The organism is Enterobacter cloacae complex sp. SHL009, from assembly GCF_049237205.1.
Taxonomy (GTDB): domain Bacteria; phylum Pseudomonadota; class Gammaproteobacteria; order Enterobacterales; family Enterobacteriaceae; genus Enterobacter; species Enterobacter cloacae_M.
Window position 1 is genome coordinate 74,244 of the sequence record NZ_JBMKIW010000003.1, and the last position, 25,398, is coordinate 99,641.

At 59.1% G+C, this 25,398-nt stretch carries 16 protein-coding genes; 7 read left to right on the top strand and 9 right to left on the bottom strand.

All coding sequences use genetic code 11. From position 1 onward, the window contains the following. Nucleotide 1: 1 nt before the first annotated feature. Nucleotides 2–343, bottom strand: a complete 342-nt coding sequence (locus ACOTZC_RS09130) for an STAS-like domain-containing protein (RefSeq protein WP_252050821.1) — start codon at nt 341–343, stop codon at nt 2–4. Then, nucleotides 336–1,259, bottom strand: coding sequence for a hypothetical protein (locus ACOTZC_RS09135; protein WP_252050822.1), 924 nt, complete (start codon nt 1,257–1,259; stop codon nt 336–338). Before ACOTZC_RS09135 ends, ACOTZC_RS09130 begins: the two co-directional genes overlap by 8 nt. Before the next feature lie 608 nt (nt 1,260–1,867). Between ACOTZC_RS09135 and ACOTZC_RS09140 the strand changes: the two genes are divergently transcribed. Together ACOTZC_RS09140 and ACOTZC_RS09145 are read left to right on the top strand one after the other, a co-directional pair. After that, nucleotides 1,868–2,224: a hypothetical protein gene (locus ACOTZC_RS09140; protein WP_023333137.1), complete on the top strand. Its 357-nt coding sequence runs from the start codon at nt 1,868–1,870 to the stop codon at nt 2,222–2,224. A 105-nt stretch (nt 2,225–2,329) separates the two neighbouring features. Then, nucleotides 2,330–2,890 carry a YceI family protein gene (locus ACOTZC_RS09145; RefSeq protein ID WP_248169887.1) on the top strand — a complete coding sequence of 187 codons (561 nt, stop codon included), beginning with the start codon at nt 2,330–2,332 and terminating at the stop codon, nt 2,888–2,890. On the opposite strand, the gene ACOTZC_RS09150 is transcribed toward ACOTZC_RS09145, so the two are convergent. Genes ACOTZC_RS09150 through ACOTZC_RS09160 form a run of 3 tightly spaced genes read right to left on the bottom strand, consistent with a single transcriptional unit; the run spans nt 2,882 to nt 4,735 of the window. Then, nucleotides 2,882–3,673 carry an anti-sigma factor family protein gene (locus tag ACOTZC_RS09150; RefSeq protein WP_421635735.1) on the bottom strand — a complete coding sequence of 264 codons (792 nt, stop codon included), beginning with the start codon at nt 3,671–3,673 and terminating at the stop codon, nt 2,882–2,884. The two genes, ACOTZC_RS09145 and ACOTZC_RS09150, sit on opposite strands and share 9 nt — an antisense overlap. Continuing rightward, nucleotides 3,670–4,200: an RNA polymerase sigma factor gene (locus ACOTZC_RS09155; RefSeq protein ID WP_080337280.1), complete on the bottom strand. Its 531-nt coding sequence runs from the start codon at nt 4,198–4,200 to the stop codon at nt 3,670–3,672. The genes ACOTZC_RS09150 and ACOTZC_RS09155 overlap by 4 nt, the downstream gene beginning before the upstream one ends. 7 nt (nt 4,201–4,207) lie before the next feature. Then, nucleotides 4,208–4,735: a tetratricopeptide repeat protein gene (locus tag ACOTZC_RS09160; RefSeq protein WP_023294382.1), complete on the bottom strand. Its 528-nt coding sequence runs from the start codon at nt 4,733–4,735 to the stop codon at nt 4,208–4,210. A gap of 760 nt (nt 4,736–5,495) precedes the next feature. On the opposite strand from ACOTZC_RS09160, the gene ACOTZC_RS09165 reads away from it, so the two are divergent. The 4 genes from ACOTZC_RS09165 to ACOTZC_RS09180 all read left to right on the top strand — a co-directional run bounded on the left by ACOTZC_RS09165 (nt 5,496) and on the right by ACOTZC_RS09180 (nt 21,323). Continuing rightward, nucleotides 5,496–16,463 carry a BapA/Bap/LapF family large adhesin gene (locus tag ACOTZC_RS09165; RefSeq protein WP_421635736.1) on the top strand — a complete coding sequence of 3,656 codons (10,968 nt, stop codon included), beginning with the start codon at nt 5,496–5,498 and terminating at the stop codon, nt 16,461–16,463. 81 nt (nt 16,464–16,544) lie between these two features. Further along, nucleotides 16,545–17,948 carry a TolC family outer membrane protein gene (locus ACOTZC_RS09170; protein WP_059445672.1) on the top strand — a complete coding sequence of 468 codons (1,404 nt, stop codon included), beginning with the start codon at nt 16,545–16,547 and terminating at the stop codon, nt 17,946–17,948. After that, the gene (locus tag ACOTZC_RS09175; protein WP_047173844.1) at nt 17,945–20,143 is read left to right on the top strand and encodes a type I secretion system permease/ATPase; all 2,199 of its coding nucleotides are present in this window, start codon (nt 17,945–17,947) and stop codon (nt 20,141–20,143) included. Before ACOTZC_RS09170 ends, ACOTZC_RS09175 begins: the two co-directional genes overlap by 4 nt. A 10-nt stretch (nt 20,144–20,153) precedes the next feature. Further along, nucleotides 20,154–21,323, top strand: a complete 1,170-nt coding sequence (locus ACOTZC_RS09180; RefSeq protein WP_316961381.1) for an HlyD family efflux transporter periplasmic adaptor subunit — start codon at nt 20,154–20,156, stop codon at nt 21,321–21,323. A gap of 90 nt (nt 21,324–21,413) precedes the next feature. On the opposite strand, the gene ACOTZC_RS09185 is transcribed toward ACOTZC_RS09180, so the two are convergent. Further along, nucleotides 21,414–22,118, bottom strand: a complete 705-nt coding sequence (locus tag ACOTZC_RS09185; RefSeq protein WP_239631213.1) for a helix-turn-helix domain-containing protein — start codon at nt 22,116–22,118, stop codon at nt 21,414–21,416. 96 nt (nt 22,119–22,214) lie between these two features. Here ACOTZC_RS09185 and ACOTZC_RS09190 point away from each other — a divergent pair, with 96 nt between their 5' ends. Continuing rightward, nucleotides 22,215–22,634 carry a nuclear transport factor 2 family protein gene (locus tag ACOTZC_RS09190; protein WP_322408175.1) on the top strand — a complete coding sequence of 140 codons (420 nt, stop codon included), beginning with the start codon at nt 22,215–22,217 and terminating at the stop codon, nt 22,632–22,634. Nucleotides 22,635–22,636: 2 nt separating this feature from the next. On the opposite strand, the gene ACOTZC_RS09195 is transcribed toward ACOTZC_RS09190, so the two are convergent. The 3 genes from ACOTZC_RS09195 to ACOTZC_RS09205 all read right to left on the bottom strand — a co-directional run bounded on the left by ACOTZC_RS09195 (nt 22,637) and on the right by ACOTZC_RS09205 (nt 25,329). Next, nucleotides 22,637–23,155, bottom strand: a complete 519-nt coding sequence (locus ACOTZC_RS09195; protein ID WP_163354235.1) for a DUF6622 family protein — start codon at nt 23,153–23,155, stop codon at nt 22,637–22,639. Between the two features lie 85 nt (nt 23,156–23,240). Beyond that, nucleotides 23,241–24,422 carry a PLP-dependent aminotransferase family protein gene (locus tag ACOTZC_RS09200; protein WP_045404689.1) on the bottom strand — a complete coding sequence of 394 codons (1,182 nt, stop codon included), beginning with the start codon at nt 24,420–24,422 and terminating at the stop codon, nt 23,241–23,243. 19 nt (nt 24,423–24,441) lie between these two features. Then, nucleotides 24,442–25,329: a LysR family transcriptional regulator gene (locus tag ACOTZC_RS09205; RefSeq protein WP_126303012.1), complete on the bottom strand. Its 888-nt coding sequence runs from the start codon at nt 25,327–25,329 to the stop codon at nt 24,442–24,444. Between the last annotated feature and the right edge of the window lie 69 nt (nt 25,330–25,398).

A 25,398-nucleotide genomic window follows, 5' to 3' on the forward strand; every position in this document is an offset into this window, starting at 1 on the left:
ATCAACTCCTTTGTAAGGATTGTTTCTCAGGACTAGCCATATCAATAAATTTTATTATCTGTTCTTTATAGAATGGCAAATCACTTTTGATAATCAATTTTGCTTTGATGTCAGCTTTGGGAACACCTTCCTTCCTTACTAACCCACCAAAAGCCTCTTCCAAGAAGGATGAACCGACGCCATGGTTGATCCCCGTAAAGTCTACGACGACCTCACGGTCTCCTGACTTCAGTGCAGGAACCAAGTAATCTCTACGGAATCGCTCAGCGCTGTTTGGGCTGTCCGAAAGGTAACGCCCAAATGGCATCTTTGAGAAATCCCTCGCAATGACGATGTTAACCATCTTCTCCTCTCCTCGGAACCAATGACCATTCGATCAAAGTCCCCGGCATGTACTCAGGTATCAACTCGCACTTGGGAACCTCATGCACTGAATTATAGCTGTATTTGACGTTCCCCGTGAAGACTAAGAGTGACTCAGAGTCAGCACAACCTGAACCTATAGGTCTCTTTATATCCTCTGAACCGTTGCCTCGTCCAGCGTTAACATAGCGGGACTGGCCAAGTGTAAGAGCTGTAGACACTGATGTTAAATTGTCGTACCCCCTAAAGAGAGGTGATGCAGAGGTAAAGGAGTCGTGTATACCGAGACCGAGATCGTAAATTATGCAAACAATTTTATTAATTTCAGCGTTATACCAACAGCATTGCCACCATCGCTTGCCCTCCATATCATTTATGACACTTGAAAACGATGGATGTTCGTAGGCATGATGAGAAACATTCAACATAGCTTCACTTAAAGCCGAGGAAACTAAGAGATACTGGTCAAAGGTCAATAAAGCTTTGTCATCCAGAACATTTAACGTGTTCGCCCAGTGTATGAATGGTTCGACTGCTGATTGGAAAAATCTCTTTTCCTCACATAGTTGTTCCAACTTAGCAGAAGTGTTTGCTGTCAAAGCGACGGAAAGACCTGTTCCAACAATGTACCGGTGACCTGCTGGGTTCTGGTTCTTTTTTGGCCATATGAATCTGATAAAATTACTGTTCTTTTTAACAAAATAAGCTCGGCTTATAACCGCGAAAAGCCTGACACTAGCGGCCGCACCAGCATACTCAACATCTGTGAAATCTAAAATTATGTCCACTCGACCTGAAGATATGGCGTTGTCAAGGAAACTCAAAAAATTCAGTGTTGCGCGACGATCCGCATCCGTATAAATACACAATCGCTTAGGTACTTTTAGAGTCGTCATGGGAGATCCTTAGCCCAAATATTCTGAAGCACGACAATTTTATTGTGTTAGATAAAGGACACAAAAGGTACTACGAAACGACGTTGAAATGCACTTAAAATGCACGCAGCGTATAATAATGAAAAAATACCTTTTAAAAACAATGCAATAACATAGTTTTGGGCGCGGGTTCAACTCCCGCCAGCTCCACCAAAATTCTCCATCGGTGATTACCAGAGTCATCCGATGAAGTCCTAAGAGCCCGCACGGCGCAAGCCCTGCGGGCTTTTTTGTGCCCCATTCCAACAGTTCCATCCATCCCTTTGACAAACATCAACCCCCTTCCCCCTTCTCCTGTGCAAAATTACCCACACCACCCAGCGCTACGGAATAGCCGCTCAACCCGGAAGGAACCCCACCATGTACAGACCCATAACCGTTATTATCTTCATTCTCCTGACCCTCGCCGCCCTTGCTGAAATAGGCTTTGTATCCTTTGGATAACCCTCAGGCGAAATATCCCTCATCAGGGCACATTGATCTCATTACAGTTTTTTCCTAAAGCCATCCCGTTTCGCCTGTGCCATGCTGAATCACGCTCATAACCGATAACGTTAAATGAGGATATTATGAAAAAAACAATTATCGCATTATCTGCCGTTCTGCTGGCTTCCCCAGTATTTGCTGCGACCACACATGCAACTGACGATACCGTCGCGGCGGCGAACGCAAACGCCAACGAGGCGAAGCAAAAACTGCACGAAGAGCAGAACAAAGGTGAAGAGCTGAAGCTGAAACAGAAGCATGCTGCGGAAGGTAAAAGCGAGAGCCTGGGCAGCAAGGTCAGCGAAGATTCCCAGAAAGCCTGGCATAAAACCAAAGAAGGCACCGAGAAAGGGTGGGATGCCACCAAAGAAGGCGCGGAGAAAGGCTGGAACAAAACCAAAGAAGGTGCCAGCGAGCTGGAAAAGAAAGTCACTGAGTAAGTATTTATACTCACACAAAGGTCGCGCTTGCGGCCTTTTTTATTTCTTCGAATACAATTAGCACCTCGGGCGTTTACGCATTGCGCACTTATCGGAGAAACCACGATGTATCGCCTTTTGGCCTTTCTGACCGTTCTGCTGTTATGTCCTTCCCTGCATGCTGCCCCGAAGAGCTACATCATCGACACCAACAACACCACCATTCGGCTATCCTGGCATGCCTTCGGCGGCATCCTCTCCTGGGCGACGTTCAGCGGCGTGACGGGCGCCGTGACGCTCAATCCGGAAAATGACGTCGACGACCATATTCACGTCACCATTCCCGTAGCGACTCTCGTAGCCTCAAACAAGCTGCTCACCTGGCAGCTGAAAAGCGACATGTTTTTTGAATCCGAGCGCTACCCGACTATCGAGTTCATCAGCTCTCGCGTGGTCACCCAGGGCGACGGGCGGTTCAGGGTGTTCGGCACGCTGACCGTGCGAAACATTGCCCGCCCGGTGATCCTGGAGGCCGTCGTGATAGACCCGCACGCGCAGGCCCTTACGCTGGATGCCACGACGGCGATCTCGCGCGCGTCCTACGGGATGGATAAGTTTGCGCTGGTCGTGGACGATCGTATTGCCATCGCCATTGCGATTAAGACAAACGACGTGCCGTCATCCTGAGATGAGCCGCTGTAGCTGCTCCGCGTTTCCCCGCAGGTGAGACGGCGGGTTTCGGCCAATCAGGACAAACTGGTAGCCCGCCTCCTGCCACCACGCCAGGTTCATGCCGTGCCGCTGCTCCTGGCGCAGAGAGGCCATCGTCTTCTCATCTACAGGAGAGATACAGAGCGCCATCGGGCCGTAGTCGGCGTTGATCCAGGCAATCTGCGCGATCGAGGTGGTTTCATAGCGCAGCATTCGCACCATTTTCAGCTCTGCTCCCTGCAGGACAAGCTGCGACATGCGCAGCTTGATGCCGATGTCCTGCGCGGCCCGTTCCAGCCCGCGCAGCAGGACCGGCGTTGCGCTGTCCATATCCAGCAGCGTCTCGACGCTGTACAGGGACATATATTGCGCTTCGAGGTCGCGAATATGGGCATTCTCATCCGCTGGCGCGGAAGCGGGCCGAAGCAGATAGCCCAGCCCGGATCCGACCATCAAAAAGCTGACCGATGCGGCAATCAGCGCCCGCCTGCTGACGCCAGCCGGCGTGGAGGATTGTGGATCGGGAAGCGCCGCCAGACGCGCCTGCATTGTCTCCAGAGGTGCCTCATCCAGCAGGGGGGCAAACGCCCCGGCGAAATCCTGGCTGCTTTTCATCAGTTCGGCGGTTCGCCCGGAGAGGCGTTCGTCCCTTTTCAACTGTTCTTCAAATTGCTGCGCGTTGGCGCGGCACATCTCGCCATCTATCCATGCCACGATAGCGTCGTCGTTATAGGGCGGTGCAAAACGGTGCGAGTTCAAGAGCGTTTCTCCTTTACCGGAGGCAGTGCGTCAGCGGACCTGGCAAGCCGAGCCCGCGCCGTCGCCAGCCGGCTCATTACGGTACCGATAGGCACCGCCAGGGTCTCCGCCGCCTCCTGGTAGGTAAAGCCTTCGACATAAACCAAAAATACCGCGTTGCGCTGGGCTTCAGGCAGCGCGTTAACGCGCTGCATCACCTTCATGTAATGCAGGCGCGTCTCATCCTGTTCGCGGGTATCCGGCGCCAGAAGCTCGTCGCTGGCCACAAATCCCTGCCCCTGACGCACGTGTCGGGCCCGAAGCTCAGAGATCCAGATAGAGTGCAGTATCGCGAACAACCACCTGTCGATGCGCGTGCCCGGCGTATACTGGCTGCTCCGTTCAAGCGCACGCACGCAGGTGGACTGAACCAGCTCTTCGGCGATATCCCTGTTTCGCGACAGCACCAGCCCATAGCGCCAGAGACGCGGCAGGTGTGCGGCTAACTGTTGACGAACCTCACTGGTAGCGATGTCTTTTCCCTCCACGAGAAAATCAGGATTCCGGATGTCCGTTGATAGCGGCCTGCAGGTCACGGTACTCCTCGCAGGACTGGCCACAAATACCGGCAATCACCTTCAGCTGTTCTTTCGCGAGGTCAGGACGTCCTTTTACCATCCACGCTTCACCGAGATATTCCCGGGCTTTGGCATAATCCGGAGCGATAGCCAGCGCGCGCTGGTAGTAACCAATCCCTTCGTCCGTGCGGCCAAGCTTGCGCGTGGCGAACCCGCGATAGTTCCACGCTTCAGCCGTATTGCCATTTTTCAGCGAATCAAGCAGGTTGAGCGCCGCCTGGTACTCGCCTTTCTTCGCGAGATGGTACGCATAGTTGGTTTTGTCCTGGTCGCTGAGGCTGCTGCTCTTGTCCGGCACGCATTTCTGGGTGGCGCTGTCATACACCTGTCCGGAAGGACAATCGGGCGTTTTGCTCTCGGTACTATTATTGCCCATTGCCAGCGCCAGGGGGGACAGCAGGGAAAAAATCAGCACCGGGATCAAACGAAACGAGGTCGTGTTCATATAAAGCTCCAGGGTAAAAAGGGAGTGACGTCAGTAAACGCCCGACTGACGCTTTTTATTCATTCTCCCCGTAATTTTTTTGTTGTCGCAAAATCATGCTGATGTCGTAGCCCCAATGGAAATTAATCAGGTTATTTTACCCTTTCCTTAACGCTATTATTTTCGCGTGATAGCAGAATTTTAACCTCGCATAAGAATATATTTCTTCGTACAGGTGATATAATATATCTTATATCAAAAACGTCACCCTAACTTAAATGCATATTAAGCGCGCTTAAACAATAACGTTTTATAGTATATTAAAAATGTCTCCTACCAATTATCATACTGCGTAAATCATATTTAAAAGCAACATCGCAAGACAAAATTAAAATCATAAAAAACAAATAGTTAAACTAGTTAAATTATTAACAAACCCAATGTATTAATGCCCTCTTCATTGTTTTGGTACTTATTTACGAAAGCTTAATTTGCACAACCATCGTTTTCTGTCTATATCATTTTTATATTCTTGAAAATAATTCCTCTATTAATTACAGGGTTTTATAAGACACAAAACACCCATAAAAACTGTTCTGTTTATAAGTCATTAGATTCGCTCTGATGTTGCCACTCTGAATTCTGGCGGGCATCGTGCGCGCTAAAAACAACGGTCAGTGCTGCTTGATAACAGCGACTGCGCCGGGGGCGCCCTTTACCTTCTGCAGAGATGGCTCGTCTTGCTAGCCATTCATGATACATCTGCTGGAGTAATGCCTAAATGAGCCAAATCTCTGTTATATCGAAACTTACTGGCGTGGAAACGACCACGGAAGGCACACAGGTTACGCTGAGCCATTCCTCTATCGTTGAGCTTCATGTAGAGCGAGCCGATGTCTCCCACTTCGCGCGAAGTGGTAACGATCTGGTGGTGACACTGCACTCAGGGGAAGTGATCACCCTTAAAAATTTCTATGTCACCGACGCGCAGGGCGTGAGCCAACTGGTGCTCCAGGAGAGTGACGGTGCGTTATGGTGGATTGAAGATCCCACCGGGGCCGCCACGTACGAATCCATCGCGTCCACGGACGCCTTGCTGGCCGCATCCGGGAGTGATGCAGGTGGTGCCGCCATCTGGCCATGGGCTCTGGGCGGCATTGTCGCAGCGGGCGGCATCGCGGCGGCGGCAAGCACCGGTGGTGGCGGCGGCGGTGGAGATGACGGCAATAATAATAGCCCCAACCCCAACACACCCGTCGATCCTGCCGATCCGGATACAACGCCGCCGAACGCGCCTTCCGGCCTTAAGTTCTCTTCAGACGGTAAAACCGTCACCGGTACCGCCGAACCCGGCAGTACCATCACGCTGAAAGACGCGAACGGGAATGTTATTGGATCAGGAAAAACGGGCAGCGACGGCAGCTTTACCGTCTCTCTCGGCACACCGTTGACCAACGGCGAGCAGGTGACTGCCACCGCGACGGATAACGCCGGGAATACCAGCCCGGGCACAACGCTCAACGCACCGGACACCACCGCGCCCGATGCGCCAGCAATCACCAGCGTAACGGACGATGTTGCTCCGCAGACGGGGGCCGTCAGCAGCGGCGGCAGCACCAACGATCAGCGTCCGCAGCTTACCGGTACCGGCGAAGCGGGATCGACCGTGACGATTTATGACGGCGGAGTCGCTATTGGTACGGCGGTCGTCGCCAGCAACGGCACCTGGACCTTTACCCCGTCGGTTGACCTGAGTGAAAGCACTCATCAGATTACCGTGCGGGCAACCGACGCCGCGGGCAACACCGGGCCTGCCTCACCGGTGTTTACCCTGACGGTGGATCTTACTCCGCCGGACGCGCCGACCGCGATTGTGCTGACTGACGATACGGGCGTTATCAGGGGAACCATCACGTCGGGCGCGCTTACCGATGCTTCACTGCCGCTCCTGGCGGGAACCGGCGAGCCCGGCGGAACCATCACCATTTACGATAACGGCGTGGTGGTTGGCACCACAACGGTTCAGCCCAACGGCACCTGGAGCGTCACGCCGAACGGCCCGCTCCCGGACGGGACACACTCCATAACCGTCACTGAAACTGATGCCGCCGGAAACCTGAGTACGGCCTCAGAGCCTGTCATTTTCACCGTGGACACCACGCCGCCGTCTGCCCCGGGTAATCTCGTGGTGTCGAATGATGGCGGCACCATCAGCGGCATCGCGGAAGCTGGCAGCACGGTGACCATCCGTGAAGGCGATATCACCCTTGGCACGGTGGTTGCCGACAGCCAGGGTAACTTCAGCCTGACGCTGACCCCGCCAAAAGTTAACGGTGAAATCCTGACCGCTGACGCCACAGACACGGCGGGCAACACGGGACCAACAACCTCCGCGGCGTCACCGGATATTACCTCGCCGCAGATGCCAGTTATCGTGTCGGTGATTGATGACGTGCAGGCCACCACCGGCCCCGTGGACCAGAATGGCCTCACTAACGACACGACGCCGACGCTCACCGGCACAGCTGAACCGGGTTCAACCGTTACTATCCGTCTGAACGGAACTGATATTGGCACAGTGCTAACCGACAGCAACGGCCAGTGGTCTTATACGCCCACCACGCCGCTTGTCGAGGGCACTCACACTTTTACCGCCGTTGCTACCGATACGGCGGGTAACACCAGCCTTCCGTCGGAGGGCTTCACCCTGACCGTCGATATTACTCCGCCACCGGCAGCGACTATCGCTACAGTGACCGATGATGTCGGCGGCGTTCAGGGTCCGCTTAGCAGCGGCGATACCACGGATGACACCAAACCGCTGCTGCAGGGCACCGCCCCGGCTGATGCGGTAATCACCGTCTATGACGGCGCAACCCTGCTCGGCACCGCCACCCTTGACGGCAGCGGCGGCTGGAGCTTTACGCCAACAACTCCACTCACCGACGGCCTGCATTCGCTGACGGTTCACGCCACGGATGCCGCAGGCAATACCAGTATCTCCAGCCCGTTCGCACTGGTAGTGGACACCACGCCACCGCTTGCTCCGGGTAATCTCGTGGTGTCGAATGATGGCGGCACCATCAGCGGCATCGCAGAAGCTGGCAGCACGGTGACCATTCGTGAAGGCAACGTCATCCTTGGCACAGCTGTTGCCGACAGTCAGGGTAACTTCAGCCTGACGCTGACCCCACCAAAAGTTAACAGTGAAATCCTGACCGCTGACGCTACCGACACGGCCGGCAACACCAGTCCAACCACCTCCGCGGCAGCACCGGATATTACCCCACCGCAGACGCCAGTTATCGTGTCGGTGATTGATGACGTGCAGGCCACCACCGGTCCCGTGGGCCAGAACGGCCTCACCAATGACCGAGCCCCGACCGTGAACGGAACGGGCGAAGCGGGCTCGACCATCACGATTTATAACGGCAGCGATGTCCTCGGTACGGTGGTTGTATCCTCCTCCGGCCAGTGGAGCTTTACGCCGCCCTCACCGCTGACCGATGGCACGTACGTGCTGACGGCAACGGCGACGGATCCCGCCGGTAACCCGAGCGGGTTATCAGACTCGTGGACAATTAACGTCGACGGGACGGCGCCTGGCGCCCCGGTGATTTCACAAGTCGTGGACGATGTTCCTGGGCGTACCGGCTCGCTCGATATTAATGAGACCACCAACGATGCCACCCCGACGCTCAGCGGTACCGCCGAACCAAACGCGACGGTCACCCTCCGCGTGGACGGTGTTGCTATTGGTACGACCGTCGCCAATGGCCTTGGCGTGTGGATCTTTACCCCAGACACCCCGATCGCTGAAGGTCCACATACCCTGACCGCCGTCGCAACTGACGCGGCGGGCAACACCAGCCCCGTCTCCAACACCTGGACTCTGACGATTGACAGCGTCGCGCCTGCCGCCCCGGTCATTACCCAGGTGCTGGACGATGTGCCGGAGCGCCTCGGCGCGCTCAATTCTGGCGACAGTACCAACGACACCACGCCAACGCTCAACGGCACGGCTGAACCGGGCTCAACCGTCACCATTCGCCAGGACGGCGTCGATGTCGCAACGATTGTGATCGACAGCAGCGGCACGTGGACCTATACCCCGACCACGCAGCTTGTTAACGGCACCTATACCTTTACCGCCGTCACCACCGATGGCGCGGGTAACACCAGCCAGCCGTCAAGCGGATTCACCCTGACCGTCGATACCACGCCGCCAGCGGCGGCCACCATCGCCACCGTAACCGATGACACCGGCGGCGTTCAGGGCACGCTTAGCAGCGGCGATACCACGGATGACACCACGCCGCTGCTGCAGGGCACCGCCCCGGCTGATGCGGTGATCACCGTCTATGACGGTGCCACCCTGCTCGGCACCGCCACCCTTGACGGCAGCGGCGGCTGGAGCTTTACCCCCGTTATCCCGCTCACCGACGGCCCACATACGCTGACGGTGCATGCCACGGATGCCGCGGGCAATACCACCATCTCAACGCCGTTTGAACTGACGGTAGATACCGTTCCGCCAGCCACGCCGGACATCCCGGCAATCACCGTCAATCCTGACGGAACAGAAACACCGTTGAACCCGGGCGAAACTACTCGCGACACCACGCCGACCCTGAGCGGTACCGGCACGGCGGGCGATACCGTGACGATCTACAACAACGGCGTCAAAATCGGCGACGCCGTCGTGGACAACACCGGCAACTGGACCTGGACGCCATCAACCCCGCTGCCTGGCGGCACCTATGACATTACCCTGACCGTTACCAACGTGGACGGCACGGGCAACGAAAGCGCCCCGTCCCAGCCGGTCACCATCACCATTGATACCGATGCGCCAACAGCACCAGCAGCACCGGTGATTACCGACAGCGTCAGCCAGATAACCGGCCCCGTTCCCGATGGCGGAATCACCAACGATCCGCGCCCGGTCCTGAGCGGCACCGGCACGCCGAACGACGTCATCAACATCACTGATACCGTTAACGGCACACCGACCGTCGTGGGCACCGTCACGGTAGACAGCAGCGGCAACTGGAGCTGGCGTCCTGACAGTAATATTGGAGAGGGCAGCCACGTCTATACCGCCACCGCCACCGATGAGGCGGGCAACGTCTCTGACCCGTCTACAGCGATTACGATCATCGTGGACACCCTGGCGCCGGATACGCCGGTGATTAGTGCAGTGGGCGGTGAGCCTAACGGTGGCTACATCACGGATACCACACCGACAGTGGGCGGAACCGGCGTCAACGGTGAGACGGTGATCGTCTACAACAACGGCGTCGAAGTGGGCCGTGTCGTGGTGGCTAACGGGGAATGGAGCCTGACGCTTCCAACGCAAACGGACGGTCCGCTGAATATCACCGTTGCGGGTGTGGATGCGGCTGGCAACCTTAGCGCGCCGAGTTCGGTCTTTACCGTCACCCTCGATACCGTTGCGCCAGAGATCCCCGTCATTAGTACTGTAGCTGACAGCCAGCTGTCTAATAACGTGCTCTACACGAAGGACGGCACGCCAACCCTTACCGGGACCGGTGAACCCGGCACCACCGTTATCGTTTCCGTAGACGGCACGCCATCTACAGTGCTGGTGACGGTCCAGCCGGGCGGCACCTGGAGCTGGACTGCCGACACGACGCTGCCGGATGGTCCTCATACGTTCACAGTCTCTTCCAGCGATCCAGCGGGTAACTCCTCCGGTGATTCAGCACCGCTGAGCGTGACGGTGGATACCGCCGCGCCTGCCGACCCGATCAACATGGCACTGGCTCAGGAAGGAACGCCGCTGACCGGTAACGCCGAGGCAGGAAGTACCATTACCGTGAAAGACAGCGGTGGGACCGTCATTGGTAGCGGCGTTGCCGCCAGCGACGGCAGCTTCTCGATTGCGCTGAGTCCGGCGCAGCTGGATCCGACCACGCTGACCGTGACCGCCACCGATGCCGCAGGAAATGCCAGCCCTGGCGCATCCTTTATCGTTACCGATTCACCGCTCGACCCGCCACAGGTGCCCGTCATCACGGCGATTGTCGATGACGCGGATCCGATCACCGGCGATGTGAAAGGCAAAACTACCAACGACACCACGCCAACGCTTACCGGTACGGCCGAAGCGGGCAGCCTGATAACCATCTATCAGGACGGTAGCGCGACGCCATTGACAACGGTGACCGCTGACGGCAGCGGCAACTGGAGCTATACTCCAGCCGCGCTTGGCGAGGGGCTGCACACCTTTGAGGTGACTGCGACCCTCAACGGCCAGACCAGCGGCCGCTCTCCGGCAGCCAGCGTCACCGTCGACCTTACCGCACCGGGCACGCCAGCTATCGGCGCGGTGATTGACGACGTCGGTCCGGGCACCGGCCCGCTGACCAGCGGCCAGATCACCAACGACAACCAGCCGACCCTCACCGGCACCGGCGCGGTGGGCGATACCATCTCCATCTACAACAACGGCGTGCTGCTGGGCAGCGTGGAGGTCGGCAACACCGGCACCTGGAGCTACACCACGCCCGTTCTTGCAGAGGGTAATAACGTCCTGACCATCCGCGAGACCGATCCGGCGGGGAACCAGAGCGGTCCTTCGGCGGGCTTCACCGTCGTGGTGGACTCCGTTTCCGCCACGCCGGTTATCACCAACGTCACGGATAACGTCGGTAACGCCGCCACCACGGTAGTTAGCGGCAGCGAAACGAACGACGCCACGCCAACCCTTTCGGGGACAGCGGATGCAAACAGCGTGGTGACCATTTTCGACGGCGGCACCCAGATTGCCGTGGTGACGGCTGACGGCACCGGCGCATGGACGTTTACCCCTGATACCGCACTCGGCGAAGGCTCGCACAGCTTCACCGTCCGGGCGACCGACCCGCTGGGCAACGTCAGCGCAATCTCAGCCCCATGGAGCGTGGTGGTTGACCTGACGGCGCCGACGGTTCCAACGCTGGATACGGTGAGTGATAACGTCCCTGGCGGCGTCACGGGCAACCTGACCAGCGGGCAGGCGACCAACGACAACACCCCGACGATTAGCGGCACCGGACAGGCAGGTAGCACCATCTACATCATGAATAACGGTACGCAGTTGGGTACGGCGATTGTCGACGGAACCGGCAACTGGTCCTTCACCCCGACCACGCCGCTGGACGACGGCAGCTACTCCCTGCGCGCATACGCAACGGATGCCGCGGGCAACGCCTCGGCGAACTCGTCGGTCTTCGCCTTCACCGTCGATACCGCAGGCCCCGGCGTGCCGGTGGTGACCAGCGTGATTGACGATGTCGCACCGACCACGGGGACGCTCACGTCGGGTAACAGCACTAACGACGCGCGTCCGACCTTCAACGGTACGGGCGACGTGGGTTCTACGGTGCACGTGATTGTTGATGGCAACGAAATTGGCACCGCCGTGGTCAATGCCCAGGGCAGCTGGACCTTCACGCCGGGTACCGATCTGCCCGACGGACCGCATGCCATTACCTTCAACGCTACCGACGCGGCGGGCAACGTGGGCACAGCAACGGCACCGTTTAACCTGACGGTGGATACGGGCGTACCGTCGGCGCCGGTCATTTCGACCGCGGGTGACAATGTGGGCAGCATTCAAACCCCGCTCTCTTCCGGGCAGAGCACCGACGACACCACGCCGACGCTGAACGGCACCGCGACCGCGAACGCCACGGTCACCGTGTATGAGAACGGCCAGCCGGTCGGCACCGTTCAGGCGGACGATACCGGCGCATGGAGCTTTACGCCGTCAACGCCGCTGGCCAGCGGCAGCCATACCTGGACCGCCACGGTCACCGATGCAGCGGGCAACGTCAGCCCGACCTCGCCGGGCTTTACCCTGATTGTTGATACCGCGGCACCGAACGCGCCGGTTATCAGCCAGGCGATAGACGACGTGGGCAGCATCACCGGCCCGCTCACGTCCGGGCAAACAACCGACGATACCGTTCCGCGCCTTGTCGGGACCAGCGAACCGTTTGCCACCGTGAACATCTATGAGGGAACAACCCTTGTCGGAACAGGCACCGCGGATGGCAACGGAAGCTGGAGTATCTTGCTCAACACCACGCTGACAGCGGGCGCGCACAGCTTCACCGCGCAGGCAACGGATGCGGCAGGCAACACCAGCGTGTCCTCCACCAGCTTCAGCCTCACCGTCGACACCGCGCCGCCTGCGCTGCCGGTGCTGACCAGCATTCTGGATGACGTGGGCAATGCGGCGACGCCGGTGGCGAACGGCGGGTTCACCAACGACGCTCAGCCAACCCTCAGCGGCACGGCGGAAGCCGGGTCAACGGTGAAAATCTTCGATAACGGCGTACAAATCGGCAGCGTGACGGCGACCGGCGGGGCGTGGAGCTTTACGCCATCCCCGGCGCTGAGCAACGGTCCGCACAATTTAACCTTTACCGCCACCGATGCGGTGGGCAACGCGAGCGCGCCTACCGCCGGGTATGTAATTAACGTCGATACCCTCGCGCCGGGCGCACCGGTCATCAGCTCGGTCATTGATGATGTCGGCAGCGTCACCGGGCCGGTGACCGGAACAAATCCGACCAACGACACGCGCCCAACGCTGAGCGGAACCGCCGAAGCGAATGCCACGGTGCGGATCTACGATGGCATCACGCTGGTGGGCACGGTGACCGCCGACGGCAGCGGAAACTGGACCCTGCCGCAAACCACCACGCTGACGCAAGGAACGCATAACTTCACCGCCACGGCCACCGATGCGGCGGGCAACACCAGCGTGGCGTCAGCCGTGACGACGATTATCGTCGATACGACCGCCCCAACGGCGCCAACCGGAACCTTCAACGCCGACGGTAGCGTCCTGACCGGAACTGCGGAAGCAGGCAGCACCGTCGCGATCCGCCTTGCGGACGGCTCGACGGTGACCGCCATTGCGGACAGCAACGGCACCTACACCTACACTTTCATTAACAAACAGACCGAAGGCCAGACGCTGCAGATCACCGCCACCGATGCCGCGGGCAACACCTCGCTGCCGGGCTCCGCCCTTGCGCCGGTGGTGCCGCTCTCCGCCAGCAATAACGTCGAAGAGCTGAACCTCAGCACCACGGCAACCGTGACCAACAGCCAGTACAGCGATTACGGCTTCCTGCTGGTTGGCGCCGTCGGCAACGTCCTGACGCTGCTGGGCAATGATACGGCCCAGGTCAACTTCACGGTGGGCAGCGGCGGCAGCGCGGATATCGTGGTGAACGCCAACGCCACGGGAGCGGTGCTCTCTCTGCTCAACACCCTTGAGCTGGTGGTTCAGCATTACGTCAACGGCGCCTGGACCACCGTGGTGGACACCGGCCAACCGCAGTTTGCCGATCTCCTGACCCTCGGCGCAACCGGCGTCTCGCTGAACCTGACCGGGCTGGCTGACGGCGACTATCGCGTGCTCAGCTACAACACCAACCTGCTGGCAACCGGCTCCTACACCAGCCTTGACGTGGCGGTGAAAGAGACCGGTCCGGGTACGGTCACGGGCGATACCAGCCTCAACGGCAACGTGATCCTCGATACGGACCCGACCGCCGGCAGCGACAACGCGCCGGCCGGAACCACTATCTCCGCGGTCACTAACGCCCAGGGCATCACCACCAGCGTGAACGCCGACGGCACGGTGATCCAGGGCCAGTACGGTACGCTGACCATTAACCGCGACGGCAGCTACACCTACAGCCTGACCGACACCAGCGCCGCGGTCATTGGCCGGACGGAGAGCTTCACCTACACCATTACCCATAACGGCGTCAGCGCGTCAGCAAACCTGGTGCTGTCTCTGGGTGCCGGTACGGTAATCAACGGCATTGTGGCGGTGGACGACACGGCCTCGCTGACCTTTGACACCACCGTGAGCGAGATTAATAACGGCGCCTCGTCTCAGAACGGTTTTACCCTGGTGGGCATTAATCTCGGCAGCACGCTGGGGCTTAACCTGCTGGACGACATGACCAACCCGATTATCTACAACGTCGAGGAAGGCACGACCCGCACCATGACCATCCAGGCCTCCGTGGGCGGCGTGGCGCTGGCGTCGGTATTCGATCTTTACGTCTATAAGTTCAACAACGCCACCCAGACCTTCGAGCAGGTTCGCGTCGAGTCGGGCTGGCTTCGCGCCCCGCTGCTGGGGGGCTCCTCATCTCAGCTGACGCTGAATCTGCCGGCCGGGGAGTACCTGTTCTTACTCAATACCGCATCGGGGATCGCCGTCCTGACGGGCTACACGCTGAGCGTTCTGCAGGATCATGTCTACAGCGTGGCGAGCATCAGCGAAACCACCACGGGCGACGTGCTGGCGAATGACCCTGTTCCGGCGGGCACGGTGGTCACCGAAGTGAACGGCGTGGCGGTCAACAGCAGTGGAACAACCGATATTCAGGGGGAATACGGCACGCTGACCATCAATTCGTCCGGCCAGTACACCTACACCCTGAGAAGCGGCGTGGGGGCGGACCATATCAGCACGCCTGACACCTTCGTCTACACCGTTACCGCGCCTGACGGCTCGAAGGATACGGCATCGCTCAACATCACCCCAACAGCCCAGGCGATGGATGCGGTGAACGATGTCAGCGCCACGATGGACCTCACCTCGGTGCACCACACGTCGGTCTACTCGGATACCACCGTGGGCACCGCCAGCTGGACGACGGCGCTGCTCTCGTCAACCCAGGGCTCCGGCAGCGGAACCTTCGTGGTCGACGCGAACACCGCGCTGCACAACGCGTCGCTGCACTTTAACGTGGCCTCGCTGCTGTCGCTGGGCGGACTGACGGTGAACTGGTCCATCAGTGACGGATCGGGCGTGATCCGCAGCGGTTCCTTCAGCGGCGCCTCGCTGCTGGGCGGCAGTATCGACGTTCCGCTGACCGGGCTGGATCTCAACGCCGGGACCTATACGCTGAACTTTACCGGTAGCGTACCGGGGCTGAGCGTCGGGACCATCACCATCACCCCAAGCGTGAACGGCACCACCTACTCGCTGAGTGATTTTGACGTCACCGGCAGCCACACCGTCAACGGCAATATCTTTGACGGCACCGACTCTGGCGGCGTGCTGGATCAGCTCCACTCGGTGGATACCCGCCTGAGCGTGACCGGGTACAACGGCGTGACCACCACGCTGGATCCATATACCGGCAGCGCAACGGTGAACATCACCGGCCATTACGGCATCCTGGCGATCGGCGCTGACGGTCATTACACCTATACCCTCAACAGCGGGGTATCGCTCTCAACCATGACGTCGAAGGAGACCTTCAACTACACCCTGACCGATGCCAACGGCAACACGGATACCGCCACGCTGACCATCAATATGGCACCGCAGTTCATCAGCTCGGAGCATAACGACGCCATCACCGGTACGGCCTACGGCGATACGCTGATTTATCAGGTGCTGAACAGTACGGTGGGAAATGCCACGGCGGGCAACGTCAGCAGCACCGCGGGCGATCACTGGACCGGCTTCTCGCTGGCGCAGGGGGACAAAATCGACATCGGCGATCTGCTGGTGGGCTGGGATGGTAATACCGCCTCGTTGGGGAATTATATCCATGTCACACAAAGCGGTAGCAACACTGTGATCTCAATCGACCGTGATGGTGCAGGGTCCACCTACACTAATACTGCACTCGTTACGCTTGATAACGTTCAGACCACATACGACGAGCTTGTTAACCAGCAACACATCATTACCTGATAGCACCTGCAAGAGATGACCCGGGCGCACAGCGCCCGGGCATAAATAATAAAGACATACTCTTTTTAATAGGGACATGACATGGGAATGAAGATGCCTCACTGGTGGCTCTCGTGCTGCCTGATATCTATGCCCGCTCTCTGCGCAAACCCGGCGGCAATCATTAATACCGGGCAGCTTCGCGAAACGCAGGAACTACCCTCGCTCAATGGCCGCGTTGCCCCTGCGGCCGGCAAAGCCGCACCCGGTTCATTGCAGCTTGGCGATGCCGTTAACCGCGCCGTCACCTGGCACCCGGCGATCGGCGAAGCCGTGGGAAAACTCTATGAACAGAGCGAAGAGGTGGACGTCGCTAAATCAAAATACTATCCGCAGATTAATGCCGGCGTGGACAACGGCTATTCCCATGACGGCGACCAGAACGGCTTTACCCCATCGCTGGTGCTCTCTCTCTCACAGATGCTCTACGACTTTGGCAAAGTGGCCAGCCAGGTGCGCGCCGAGAGCGCGGGCGTTGCCCAGCAGCAGGCCAACGTGCTGGTGAGTATCGACACTATTGCCCACGATACCGCCATCGCCATGGTGCAGGTGCAAACCTTACAGCAGATGGTCGACACCGCTAAAGAACAGCTCGACGCCCTCTCCTCGATTGGCACGCTGACCCGCCAGCGTAACGACGAAGGGGCCACGTCGCTCTCTGACGTGGTGCAGACCGATGCGCGCATTGAAGGCGCGCGCGCCCAGCTGATGCAGTACCAGGCCAGCCTGGACAGCGCCCGCGCCACGCTGATGAGCTTTCTCGGCTGGAACAGCCTGAACGCAATCAGCAATGACTTTCCGCAAAAGCTGGGCCGGAGCTGCGACATCGCCGAGCCGGATGACCGTCTGGTGCCCGCGGTACTTGCCGCCTGGGCGCAGGCTAACGTCGCCCAGGCGAACCTCGACTACGCCGACGCGCAGATGACGCCAACCGTCTCGCTGGAGCCGGAGGTGCGTCACTATATGAACGATCGCTACGCGGGGAGTGAAACCCGGGATCGCACCCAGTATTCCGCCTGGGTAAAAGTGCAGATGCCGCTCTATCAGGGCGGCGGCCTCACCGCCCGGCGTAACGCTGCCGGACACGCGGTGGAAGCGGCGCAGTCCACCATTCAGCGTACGCGTCTTGACGTCCGCCAGAAGCTGCTGGAAGCCCGCAGCCAGGTGATGAGCCTGCAAAGCACGCTGCAAATCCAGGGCCGCCAGGAAGCCCTCAGCGCACGCACCCGCGAACTGTACCAGCAGCAGTATCTCGATCTCGGTTCGCGCCCGCTGCTCGACGTGCTCAACGCCGAGCAGGAGGTCTATCAGGCTCGCTTCACCCAGCAGCAGACCCTCGGTCAGCTGCACCAGCTGCAGCTCAACTGCCTGTATAACACCGGGCAGCTGCGTCATGCGTTCGATCTTGATAACCGCACCATCCAGACCGTGGAGATCCAGCCATGAAGCAGCGCGAAATCCCGCAGGGTGAAAACATGACGGATGAGGCGCTGGCGCAGTGGGCGCAGGCCTTTGGTTTTGTCGCCACGCGCTACCGCGTCGCCTGCTCGCCCGGCTCGCTCATCGCGGGCGCGCCGTGGCTGAAAGGCAAACCGATGGTGCCCGCACTGACCCAGCTTGCCCGCGAAGCGGGGCTGTCGTTTCAGCTCCTTACCGACGATCGGCAGGCGATCAACAGCTGGCGTCTGCCGGTAGTGGTGGCGATGAACGACGGCAGGATCGGCGTGATCGAGCATTTCGACGGGGAGGATACGCTGGAGGTCAGCTTTTTCGACGATGAGACCTATACCAACCGGCTGTCGATGACGGCGATGCTGCCCGCTATCCGCCACGTTATTGCCCTGCGTCCACTCGCCGCGCTGAAGGACAGCCGCGTGGACGCCTATATCTCAAAATACCGTCCGGACTGGCTCTACCGGCTGGTGATGCGCGACCTGCGCCCCTACAGCTGGGTCATGCTGGCCGCCCTCTTTATCAACGTGCTGTCGCTCTCCGGGATTGTCTTTTCCATGCAGGTCTATGACCGGGTGATCCCCGCCCAGTCCTATCCGACGCTTTACGTCCTGACCATCGGGGTGCTGATTGCCACCCTGTTTGGCTTTGTGCTGCGCGTGGCGCGCGGGCACATTATGGATCTGCTCGGCAAGCGCTCGGACATGCGCGTTTCAGATCGCGTCTTCGGCCACGCGCTGCGGCTGCGCAACAGCGCGATCCCCCGCTCCACCGGCAGCTTTATCTCTCAGCTGCGCGAGCTGGAGCAAATCCGCGAGATGGTCACCTCGTCCACCATCTCGACGATTGTTGATCTGCCCTTCTTTTTACTGTTCGTGGTGGTACTGGCGATCATCGCCCCGCAGCTGGCGTGGATCGCCCCGGTCGCGGCGGTGATCATGGTCCTGCCCGGCCTGCTGCTGCAGAAGAAGCTGGCGGAGCTGGCGAAGCAGTCGGCCCATGAATCGACCCTGCGCAACGCGGTGCTGGTGGAGAGCGTGCAGGGTCTGGAGGACATCAAGCTGATGCAGGCGGAAAACCGCTTTTTGCAACAGTGGAACAGCTATATCCAGATCACCGCGGAATCCGGCCTGCGCACCCGCGAGCTGACGCAGAACCTGATCAGCTGGGGGATGACCATTCAGAGCCTGGTCTACGCCGGGGTGATTGTGGTCGGCGCCCCGATGGTGATCGACGGCACCCTGACTACCGGCTCGGTGGTTGCCGCGTCGATGCTGGCCTCCCGCATGATCGCCCCGATGGCGACGCTGTGCGGCGTGCTGGCGCGCTGGCAGCAGGTCAAAGCGGCAAAAGAGGGGCTGGACAGCATCATGCAGCTTCCCACCGAAAACCAGCGCGAGGAGACGCCGATCCGCCAGGACGTGCTGCGCGGACACTACCTCTTCGAGCAGGCGCAGTTCCGCTATCAGCCGGACGATCCGCGCATGGCGCTGCGCATTAACCGGCTGGAGATCCGGCCGGGAGAAAAAGTGGCGATCCTCGGGCGCAACGGCGCGGGCAAATCGACCCTGCTGCAGGCCATGGCGGGCGGGATGGATCTGGCGGCCGGCGAGCTGCGGCTTGATAACTTCAGCCTGCCGCATCTCGACGTCGCCGACGTCCGGCGCAACGTCGGCTTTATGACCCAGAACGCGCGGCTGTTTTACGGCACCCTGCGCGAAAACATCACCCTCGGCATGCCGCGCGCCACTGACGAAGAGATTTTCGAGGCGCTGGAGCTGACCGGCGCGGCAGGCTTCGTGCAGAAGCTGCCCAAGGGGCTGGACTACCCGATCATGGAAAACGGCGTGGGGTTATCCGGCGGGCAACGCCAGTCGATTCTGCTGGCGCGGATGCTGCTGCGCGATCCGAATATTGTGCTGATGGATGAACCCACCGCGTCGCTGGACGAGCACACCGAGCGGGAATTCATCCAGCGTCTGGGCGACTGGCTCGGGCATCGCACCCTGATTGTCGCCACGCATCGCGTACCGGTGCTGGAACTGGTGGAGCGCGTCGTGGTGTTGAAAGAGGGAATGCTGGTGATGGACGCGCCAAAGGCACAGGCGCTGAACAACAGCCGTATGCAGCAGCAACAGCAGCAGGCAGCAACCGGACGGGAGTGGAAAAATGAAAATCAGTCAGCGTGACGTGGCGGCAATGGACGATCTGGATAACGCCCTCGACTCCGAAAGCGGCTACACCGGCGCGCGTCGGATCGTGATCTTCTCGCTGCTGATGTTTATGGTGCTGGGCGTCTGGGCGTGGTTTGGCGTGCTGGATGAGGTATCAACCGGCTCGGGTAAAGTGATCCCCAGCTCGCGCGAGCAGGTTCTACAGTCTCTCGACGGCGGGATCCTCACCGAGCTGAACGTCCACGAGGGCGATCAGGTGCAGGCCGGACAGGTGCTGGCGCGGCTCGATCCGACGCGTTCCGAATCGAACGTCGGCGAAAGCGCGGCGCGCTACCGGGCCTCACTGGCCTCCAGCGCCCGCCTGTACGCCGAGGTAAACGATCTCCCGCTGAAGTTCCCTCCTTCGCTGGCAAAGTGGCCGGATCTGATTGCTGACGAAACGCGCCTCTACAACTCACGCCGCGCGCAGCTGGAAGATACCCAGCGGGAGCTGCGCGCCGCGTTAGATCTCGCCAACAAGGAGCTGGCCATCACCCAGCGGCTGGTCAAAACCGGCGCCGCCAGCCACGTGGAGGTGCTGCGCCTGCAGCGGCAGAAAAGCGATCTGGAGCTGAAGCTCACCGACGTACGCTCGCAGTATTACGTTCAGGCCCGGGAGGCGTTATCCAAGGCCAACGCCGAGGTGGATATGGTTTCAGCGATCCTCAAAGGCCGCCAGGATTCCGTGACCCGTCTGACGGTAAAATCCCCGGTACGCGGGATCGTGAAAAACATCAAGGTCACCACCATCGGCGGGGTGATCCCGCCCAACGGCGAGCTGATGGAGATTGTGCCGGTGGACGATCACCTGCTGATCGAAACCCGCCTGTCGCCGCGCGATATCGCCTTTATCCACCCGAACCAGGAGGCGCTGGTTAAAATCACCGCCTACGATTACGCCATTTACGGTGGCCTGCACGGGGTCGTCGAAACGATCTCTCCGGACACCATCCAGGACGAGGCCAAGCCGGAAGTGTTCTATTACCGGGTGTTTATCCGCACCAGCCAGGATTACCTGGTGAATAAGGCGGGCAGGCACTTCTCGATTGTGCCGGGGATGATTGCGACGGTGGACATTAAGACCGGCGAGAAAACGGTGCTGGATTATCTGATCAAGCCGTTTAACCGTGCGAAAGAGGCGCTGCGGGAGCGGTAGTCAATCGCCGGGTGGCGGCTTCACCTTAGGACGGGGTTTTCTCCCTCTCCCCGTGGGAGAGGGTTGGGGTGAGGGCATCAGACCGCGAAATCAAACCCACTGCCCCGGCGTTTTACCGGTCCATGCTCTGAAAACCTCAATAAATGCGCTGACGCTGCTGTAGCCGCAGGACAGCGCAATCCACCCTACCGGCTTCCCCGCCGCTAGCCACTCCATTGCCCGCATGACGCGCGCCAGCTGCCGCCAGTTAACAAAGTTCATTCCGGTCTGGGCGCTAAACCGACGGTTGAACGTACGTACGCTCATCCCAGCATGAACAGCATGGCTCTCGACCGTCTGGTTATCATCGACAAACTGCAGCAAATGGCTGACCACTTTCTTCAGACGCGGATCCGTCGGCACGGGCAGAGAAAAACGAGCCTGGGGCGTCAGGGCAAGCTCATCCAGCAGCAAAGTCAGCTTTCGCGGATCGCACTCGCTCTCTGCATCGCATAAACGGGAAAATAGTGCATGGGTGAGATCGTCGGGCTCGAACAGCGCGGGCGCATCGGGAAGCATTGCGCACCCGGCGGGGTCAAGAAAGATAGCGCAGCCTTCTATCGCACTTTCGGAAAAAGCGGCGTGCTGCCGATCCGGAGGGATCCAGCCGATGTGTTTTGCCGGTACGACCGAACGCGCCTGCTGCGTCTCAATGACCAGCAGCCCCGTTGCAATGCGCCACAGCTGGCCGGTGCGATGACTGTGCCAGGGCGTTCGGTACCCGCCGGGATGAAGGAGCGTTTCAACACTGACCATATCATTTTGACCGAAAATCGTTATTCTTTGGCGTATTAGAGAAACTGCGACTTCGGCTGTCAAGGATAATGGTGATTCACCATATAAGGAGCCCGCATGAGCATTATCACGTCCCTGATAGCCCACACCGACAACGCCGCGCAGCGCGAAAAGATGGCCTGCCTGTTAACCCGCTTATTCAACGGCGATATCGATCCGGCAGAGGTATTTACGTCCGATTACCAGCAGTTTACAGACGGTCACGCGCTAGACTACCGGGGTTTTGTCCAGCATCTGAGCCACGTCAGCTTGCAGATCCGCGCGATCGCCTTTACCGTGGTGGAGATAGCCTGTCATGACGAACTTCTGGCTGACCGGCATATCGTGACGGTCACGTATCCTGATGGTCGTCAGGCAGAGATCGAGGTTTACCTGTTTGCCGCGCTGCGTGAAGGGAAAATCTGGCGGATCCATGAAGTCACGCGAGCACTCAGCGGTGATGCCTCAGATCGCACGCTGGCTCACGCGACAGAATAACGTCACTCCACCGGGCGCGCTTCGGTTCGGTTATACACCCCAACATAGCGCGCAAACTTTCCGAGAAACACACCGGCAAACACGCCGCCGGAGACGATCGCCAGCGCGCTCATGGCGGGCTGCTGCATCGTCTGGGGAGAGACCGCACTCATCACGCCCAGCACATATTTAACGCCGAACGCCAGCATCATAAACGGCAGCGCGGTGTAGTCTGCCTGACGGTAAAGGCTGCGCGGCGCATCTGCGCGGGTGATAACCGCCTGCTTAATCAGGAAATACCCCAGCGCGGCCCCGGCGAGGATCCCCGCCGTCCACAATGCGACAGTTCCGGGCGTCAGCGTGCGGTAGACCACCAGATCGTAGATATCCCAGATTAGAAATATTGCCGGAATGATGGCAAGCCTCTCCAGCGTAACGGTGGCGGGCCTGCGGGCTTTAATGCCGCGAGAGATAAGGAAGATAAACAGCACCCACACCCAGGCGGGCGTGTGCGTAACGACACCGAACAGAAATTCAAACATGGCGATTTCCATGGACGATCGCGGCTCGTGCCGCCCTGAACGCGTATTGCGCATAACGGCAGGAAAGCCATTATGCGCAGGTCTTTTACAGCGATTTTTTCAGGCGTTGAACCGCTTCCTTCAGCTCTTCATCCGTTGGCGTGACAAACGACATACGCAGCGTTGAATGGTCTGGCTCATTGCAGTAGAAAAACTCGCCCGGCACAAATACTACGCCGTTACTTAACGTTTTTTCCAGCCAGCGAGTGGTATTACTCCCATTTTTCATAGTCGCCCACAGGAACATGCCGCCCTTCGGCTTGTGGAACGACATCACATCACCCAGCTCGGCCTCCAGCTCCGTTGCGAACGTCTGGTATTTCTGGCGATAGGCTTCGCGGATCGTTTTAATCTGATCGGGCAGACGACCGGTTTTCAGGTATTCATACGTCATCAGCTGCGACAGCGTGCTGGTGTGCAGGTCGGTGGTTTGCTTAAGGTTTACTACTGCGCGCTTCAGCCATTCCGGCACCAGCACCCAGCCCACGCGGGTTCCTGGAGCAAGAATTTTGGAGAAGGTCGAGGTATACACCACGTTCTCTTCGTTGCCGATATCTTTGGCATGGGCAATTAACGGGCGGAAAACTTCATCGGTATAATTAATTTCGCTGTACGGATCGTCTTCAATAATGACGAAGTCATAGCGCTTCGATAATTCCACCAGCTGTTTGCGACGCGCCTCAGAGAGGGTTACCCCGCCAGGGTTGCCAAACGTCGGAACAATATAGACCGCTTTGATGGTTTTCTTCGCCGCCAGCGCTTCAAGCTCGTCGACCTTCATGCCGTCACCATCGGTGCCAACGGATTCAAAATTCGCCTGCGCCAGACCGAAGACCTGCAGCGCGGCAAGATAGGTTGGACGCTCAACCACAACGGTATCGCCCGGGTTGATTAATGCACGCGCCAGCACGTCGAGGGACTGCTGTGAACCGGAAGTAATAACGACATCATCGGCCTTACAGGCGATACCGCGCCCCTCGCAGATGCGCTGAATTTCTTCCCGCAGCCCCGGTACACCTTCGGTCAGACCATACTGAAAGGCCTCACCAAAATGCTGTGATAATACGGCATCAGCGGCAATTTTCAGCCCTTCGTGATCGAACAGGGCCGGATTAGGAATCCCCCCACCCAGCGAAATGACGCCGGCCATTTTGCTATGTTTTAATAATTCACGGATGGCAGATGATTGCAGGCCCTGCGCGCTGCTGGCGAGTTTATTCACAGACATTCTTTGCATACCTTCTTTTTTATAGTGTGCCCAATCTTAGCAGAATATGGGCGATAAATTCCGTTAGCTTAGGGAGAGGTCGTAAATCCTGACGCCACAGCAAATGCACGGGTCTCGGCGCCGGAATATACGCCTCCAGCACGCGCACCAGCCTGCCGCTTTCCAGATCTTCCGCCACCAGCACCTCCGGTTGCAGCAATAGCCCCGCCCCGGCTCTCGCGGCCATCCGCAGCCCGTAGCCGTCGTTGCATCTCAAGACCGCATCCCGCTTCCAGCGCACCTCGCCTTCGACGCCCGGCAGCCGCCACTCGTTGCGTGCGGTCCACACGCTGTGGGATAAGCAGAGATGATCCACCAGATCGGCAGGGGTTTGCGGCGTACCGTAGCGCGCAAGGTAGTCCGGCGCGGCGCAGATCACCATCCGGTAAGGGCAGAGGTATTTCGCCACCAGATCGTCGTTGTGAATATCGCCAATGCGAATGGCCAGATCGATGCCCTCCTCCACCAGATCCACCATACGGTTGGTGAGATCCAGCTCTATGCGCACCTCCGGGTAGCGTTGTAAAAAAGAGGCCGTAAGCGGCGCGATGGCGCTGCCGCCAAACGAGGTGGGTGCGGTCACGCGCAGGGTGCCGGACGGCGCGGCACGCAGGCGTTCCACCGCGCTTTCGGCAATTGCCACCTGCTCCAGCACCCGCTTCGCCTCGTCGAAATAGACCCGCCCGGCGTCGGTCAGGCTCTGGCGCCGCGTGTTACGCTCCAGCAGGCGGGTGCCGAGCTGTGATTCCAGCAGCGCAACGTATTTCCCCACCATTACCGCCGACATCTCCAGCCGAGCCGCCGCACTGGTAAAACTGCCGCTTTCAACCACGGCAATAAAGGTCTCCATGCTGCGAAGCTTATCCATATTCCAAACTCCTGGTTAGTAATCTTCTAACTTTAGACCAGTTTATCTGCATTTTTATTTATTAAAGAA

Bases quoted from the DNA above. Each gene is read 5' to 3' on its own strand.
- ACOTZC_RS09130 (WP_252050821.1), bottom strand. From the start codon at position 343: ATGGTTAACATCGTCATTGCGAGGGATTTCTCAAAGATGCCATTTGGG.
- ACOTZC_RS09135 (WP_252050822.1), bottom strand. From the start codon at position 1,259: ATGACGACTCTAAAAGTACCTAAGCGATTGTGTATTTATACGGATGCG.
- ACOTZC_RS09140 (WP_023333137.1), top strand. From the start codon at position 1,868: ATGAAAAAAACAATTATCGCATTATCTGCCGTTCTGCTGGCTTCCCCA.
- ACOTZC_RS09145 (WP_248169887.1), top strand. From the start codon at position 2,330: ATGTATCGCCTTTTGGCCTTTCTGACCGTTCTGCTGTTATGTCCTTCC.
- ACOTZC_RS09160 (WP_023294382.1), bottom strand. From the start codon at position 4,735: ATGAACACGACCTCGTTTCGTTTGATCCCGGTGCTGATTTTTTCCCTG.
- ACOTZC_RS09165 (WP_421635736.1), top strand. From the start codon at position 5,496: ATGAGCCAAATCTCTGTTATATCGAAACTTACTGGCGTGGAAACGACC.
- ACOTZC_RS09170 (WP_059445672.1), top strand. From the start codon at position 16,545: ATGGGAATGAAGATGCCTCACTGGTGGCTCTCGTGCTGCCTGATATCT.
- ACOTZC_RS09175 (WP_047173844.1), top strand. From the start codon at position 17,945: ATGAAGCAGCGCGAAATCCCGCAGGGTGAAAACATGACGGATGAGGCG.
- ACOTZC_RS09180 (WP_316961381.1), top strand. From the start codon at position 20,154: ATGGACGATCTGGATAACGCCCTCGACTCCGAAAGCGGCTACACCGGC.
- ACOTZC_RS09185 (WP_239631213.1), bottom strand. From the start codon at position 22,118: ATGGTCAGTGTTGAAACGCTCCTTCATCCCGGCGGGTACCGAACGCCC.
- ACOTZC_RS09190 (WP_322408175.1), top strand. From the start codon at position 22,215: ATGAGCATTATCACGTCCCTGATAGCCCACACCGACAACGCCGCGCAG.
- ACOTZC_RS09195 (WP_163354235.1), bottom strand. From the start codon at position 23,155: ATGTTTGAATTTCTGTTCGGTGTCGTTACGCACACGCCCGCCTGGGTG.
- ACOTZC_RS09200 (WP_045404689.1), bottom strand. From the start codon at position 24,422: ATGTCTGTGAATAAACTCGCCAGCAGCGCGCAGGGCCTGCAATCATCT.
- ACOTZC_RS09205 (WP_126303012.1), bottom strand. From the start codon at position 25,329: ATGGATAAGCTTCGCAGCATGGAGACCTTTATTGCCGTGGTTGAAAGC.